The organism is Bacteroides sp., assembly GCF_052357945.1.
GTDB lineage: Bacteria > Bacteroidota > Bacteroidia > Bacteroidales > Bacteroidaceae > Bacteroides.
This window is the reverse complement of record NZ_DAWCXD010000235.1, coordinates 1-4,309: the sequence shown is the minus strand read 5'-3', so window position 1 is coordinate 4,309 and position 4,309 is coordinate 1. Positions and strand designations below refer to the sequence as shown.

At 37.8% G+C, this 4,309-nt stretch carries 4 protein-coding genes and 2 pseudogenes; 3 read left to right on the top strand and 3 right to left on the bottom strand.

The window, feature by feature from the left end; all coding sequences use genetic code 11:
* Positions 1–88 precede the first annotated feature (88 nt).
* The 3 genes and pseudogenes from ACT8YW_RS21990 to ACT8YW_RS21980 form a co-directional block, all read left to right on the top strand.
* Positions 89–301, top strand: coding sequence for a hypothetical protein (locus ACT8YW_RS21990; protein WP_444107145.1), 213 nt, complete (start codon positions 89–91; stop codon positions 299–301).
* 12 nt (positions 302–313) lie between these two features.
* Positions 314–1,204 (top strand): HNH endonuclease, encoded by an 891-nt coding sequence (locus ACT8YW_RS21985; RefSeq protein ID WP_444107146.1) that lies wholly within the window; start codon positions 314–316, stop codon positions 1,202–1,204.
* Positions 1,205–1,320: 116 nt separating this feature from the next.
* Positions 1,321–2,195: pseudogene (locus ACT8YW_RS21980) on the top strand (ISAs1 family transposase); the annotation flags it as partial.
* Here ACT8YW_RS21980 and ACT8YW_RS21975 read toward each other — a convergent pair.
* The 3 genes and pseudogenes from ACT8YW_RS21975 to ACT8YW_RS21965 all read right to left on the bottom strand — a co-directional run.
* A complete protein-coding gene (locus tag ACT8YW_RS21975; protein ID WP_444107147.1) occupies positions 2,094–2,465 on the bottom strand; it encodes a hypothetical protein in 372 nt (123 codons plus the stop codon). The pseudogene ACT8YW_RS21980 and the gene ACT8YW_RS21975 sit on opposite strands and share 102 nt — an antisense overlap.
* A gap of 205 nt (positions 2,466–2,670) precedes the next feature.
* Positions 2,671–3,819, bottom strand: a complete 1,149-nt coding sequence (locus ACT8YW_RS21970) for a hypothetical protein (protein WP_444107144.1) — start codon at positions 3,817–3,819, stop codon at positions 2,671–2,673.
* Positions 3,820–3,881: 62 nt separating this feature from the next.
* A pseudogene (locus ACT8YW_RS21965) lies at positions 3,882–3,971 on the bottom strand (mobilization protein); the annotation flags it as partial.
* Positions 3,972–4,309: the final 338 nt, after the last annotated feature.

The following is a 4,309-nucleotide window of genomic DNA, read 5'->3' as shown; positions in this document are numbered from 1 at the left end:
TTGAAAAGAAACCCGCCATTGAAGTGAACTTTATCAATGACGGGCAACTTACTATTTTTTGATTTTATGTCGAACTCACGTTAAGTACGTGAAAGAGTATATCCAAAACTTTGACAAGGGAGAAAAACGCCGAGTGAGCGATAAAACGAGATACTTTGATAATGAGCGGAGACGGATTGTGTACAAAATGAAGTCTGTAAAAGACGAGACAGAAAAGATGACTTTGGTCGCAAGGCTCAAAGCCATCGAAAAGGAAGGGGTTGCGTTCCTGTACGGAGATGAATTGGACGAAAACTATTGACGACTCAAGTACATCCGATATGCCGATGATTTTATCATAGGTATAATTGGAAGTAAAGAGGATGCAAAGTGTATCAAAGAGGATATCAAAAACTTCCTCGCCGATAAACTTGCCCTCGAACTATCCGAAGAGAAAACACTGATAACCCACACGGTGAAAACAGCGAAATTTCTCGGATATGAGGTGACGGTAACAAGAGACGACGAACAACGACGGGATACGCTGGGGCGTTTGAAACGCACTTACGGCTATAAAGTCCGGTTGAACATCAACATGGACTCATTACGGGACAAACTTCTGGAGTATGGAGCTATGAAAATTACACTTCAGCACGGGAAAGAAGTATGGAAGCCCATAGGTCGAAAAAGGCTTATTTTCAACGATGACCTCGAAATCTTAGACCGATACAATCGGGAAATAATGGGATTTTGCAACTACTATCTCATCGCTAACAACTGTGCAATACTGCATAACTTCCAATACATCATGGAGTACAGTATGTATAAAACTTTTGCGAATAAATATAAAAGTACGGTACGGAAAATCAACGAGAAATACCGCCGTAACAGACAATTTACCGTGAAATACGAGCACAAAGGGGCGATTAAGTCTCGAACTTTTTACAAAATGAGCTTCAAGCGTCGTAAAACAGCGCTCAACCAGATGTGCGACTTGCAACCAAACTCTGTCGCCAATACGAGTCGCACCAATTTAGCGGACAGACTCAAAGCGGAAAAGTGCGAGTTGTGTGGAGCTACGGACAAGTTACATATGCACCACATCCACAAGCTCAAAGACCTGAAAGGGAAAGAGAGTTGGGAGAAGCATATGTTAGCTCGTAAGCGCAAAACTATTGCGCTGTGTTCGCATTGCCATAAGTTGCGACATCAAGGTAAAATTTAGATTGAGTAAAATTAGTGGAGAGCCGGATACGCGGAGACGTGTAAGTCCGGTTCGGAGGCGAGTATTTGGAAACCTATCGCAGAAATGCGACAAGGCGCCGGGTGCTTAGCCTACTTGAAGAACGTTTCAGGTTGTGGGTCGATGACATCTGCCGTAAAATTCCCGGGGTGGTAGCTATTGACGGAAAGGCCGTTTGTGATAATCCCCATAAAAACAGTCGCTCAAAAAATGGAGTGAGAAGCAAGCTCTATATAGTCAGCGCCTGGTCTGTATCCAACGACATTTGCCTTGGTCAAAAGAAAGTAGAAGAAAAATCGAATGAAATAAAGGCTATCCCCGAGCTAATAAAGGCGCTGGATCTTGAGAACTGCATCATAACCATTGATGCTATGGGCTGCCAGAAATCAATCACTAAACTAATAATCGAGAACAAAGCTGATTATATTTTATGTGCCAAAGATAACCATGAAACACTCAGGGATATGATAGAATTTAATCTTAGTGAGGAAACAAGATACTATTTATGTCACGCAAAAAGGTACTTTGAGGAAAACGAAGGGCATGGAAGAAGTGAATACAGGGAATGTGTATGCATAAGCGCTAAAAATCTTCAATATTTTTTCAAAGGGTGGACAGGGATCAAGACATTGGCTATGATAAATTCTATCAGAAAAACAGGTGATAAAGAAGCTACTATGGAAACAAGGTACTATATATCATCATTGGAACCTGACCCGGTACTCATACTTAAATCGGTCGGATCACACTGGGAGGTTGAAAACAACCTGCATTGGGTACTTGATATAGGATTCAGAGAAGATGATGACAGAAAAACAGGAAATGCTGCAATCTCAACTTCTCCGCCATATCAAAGTTGGCACTTATGTTATTAAAACAGAGCGATATCAAACAGGGAATGGCAGGAAAGAGGAAAGCGTGTGGATGGGAAGAGAAAATAAGAGATAAAGTCATTGGGATTGAAAAAATATAGAGAATAATAGGATGTACAAGTTATTGAGCGTTCGCCCTGCCAATCAATAAGTTTATAACTGACCGCTAAGGAGTCTTTACCGAATTTTATGAATAAGTCTTTTCCCTTGTAGGGGTCAATGTCAAGGAATTGATATTCAACGTCTATTTCGTAACGGATGCCGGGTATTGAATCTTCCTCATTCACAAAATACGATTCTCCCAATAGGTTCAGGATTTCCCGGTAAGTCATCCCTATCTTTAAACGGTTATTTACCAAATCGTCAATCATAAACTTTCTGGAATAATAATGGCCGTCCCATTCGTCCCAACCTTTCCGGTAATGGGACGGAACAACGATGTGTACAACCCATTTGCACGCAGACAAACAGGAATAACACAAATACAAAAACAGGTTTGCTTATATTTCCGGTTGGCATTATGCTCATGTTTTTCATACACTTGCCAACTTGATTTATGTATAAATAAGTTTGCATTCAACGAGTAGTCTCATTATCTGACGCCCATCGGAGTTTTTTTGTTTTCTTTATTATATTTCCTTGTTCATCATATTCTGAAATTTCAAGTGTTATGGTTCCATTGTAGTCAGAATTATAAATGTGCTTAACTTTTTTGTTTCCTTCATAATAGATACTGTCGGTTGAGTAGCCTGTATTTCTTAAAGTATGATTGACGTTTACCTTCAGTTCGTTTTCTTCATACTCTGTTTCTTTATTGACTAAGGTCATATCATTGTCAAACTCTTCCTTAATTTTCTTTTTTCCATTAATATATTCCTTCGTCACTCTATCAAGTACACCGTTTAAGGTAATCCGAGTGATTAAGGTATCATTAACAATTTGTTTCAGTGAACACTCGATGTTTTGTTTGTAATCGGAAGAAGGGACAAGATTAACAGCTTCCTTATAATCCGTATCATTAAATTTATAGGTTTCTTCTCTTTCCCCAGTGTTCAAGTCATGACGGATTTTCTTCGTATTATTTCCATTATTGTCATAGTAGTAGTATTCCTCATATCTTGAGTCAGAAAAGGGGGCGTCTTCTAATATTATAATACTTTTTTTATACTTAGGTTTATTCTTATCATAATAGAGGGAAAAAGAATAACTAAATGTATCCTTATTATTTTCCAATACAAGTTCTTCTATGCTATTTTCAGTATATCTCATTGTTTTTAGTAATGATCCCGACAAGGGCTCCTCTACAGTATAGCAGGAAGAATCATTATCATAACTATATGTCTTTGTAAAATTATTTGTCTCTGCCAAGATCCCTTTATCTTTATTGTCTCCAAAATAGAGATAGTCATATTCAGTGCCTTGTGCAGTTAGAATCCTGTTATTTTCATCGTAAATATTAACATATTCAATAATATTAACAGAATTATAGCCTTCCGGCTGTTTACTATTCTTGCAGCCCGATAAAAGTAATATACTACCTAAAAAAAATAAAATTATTCTATCCATTACTTCAAAAAACAATTCCCAATTTGTATGATTGTTTACATCTTCTTTATAATGATAATTCATTATTTTGAAAAGTTTATCCCTTTCTTTATCCTGTATAATTACAAATATATAAAAATGCAGTACGTCACGAACGGTGCCCTGCACTTTTTTCAGCAAATTGGGCAGGATTTAACATTTATGGCTTTGAACCCCTTGCTTTTCCTTTGCGGTTGTATTGGTCAGCAAATGTTCTGCCTTAGCTTCTTGAACTGCTCCTTGAACCACTCGGTAATGGGCTTTCGGTCGATCGCAAGAATAAATTTCGTTCCATACCAATACCGAGTACTGGTAGAGTAGCAATGATACAGAATGCATGCCAAAGAGAATCACATGCAGTTACAAAAAGTATAGTCATGATTGTTGTATTGGTAAGAGTAAATCTTTTTATAAACTTATATGCAGTTTCTGGTTTCATATCACATCATATTGATTTATAGTTCTGTATTTTATATCTCTTGCTGTTTCATTCTCCATTCACATATTTTTCATATTCAGACCCTTCGTACGGAGGAATACCAGAACCTCGTGAGTTGATAGCAATATCAAAAGTTTTAACCCGTTGGCGGAATTAAATCAGCGCATATTTAATTCTTCCAATGGGTCTTCC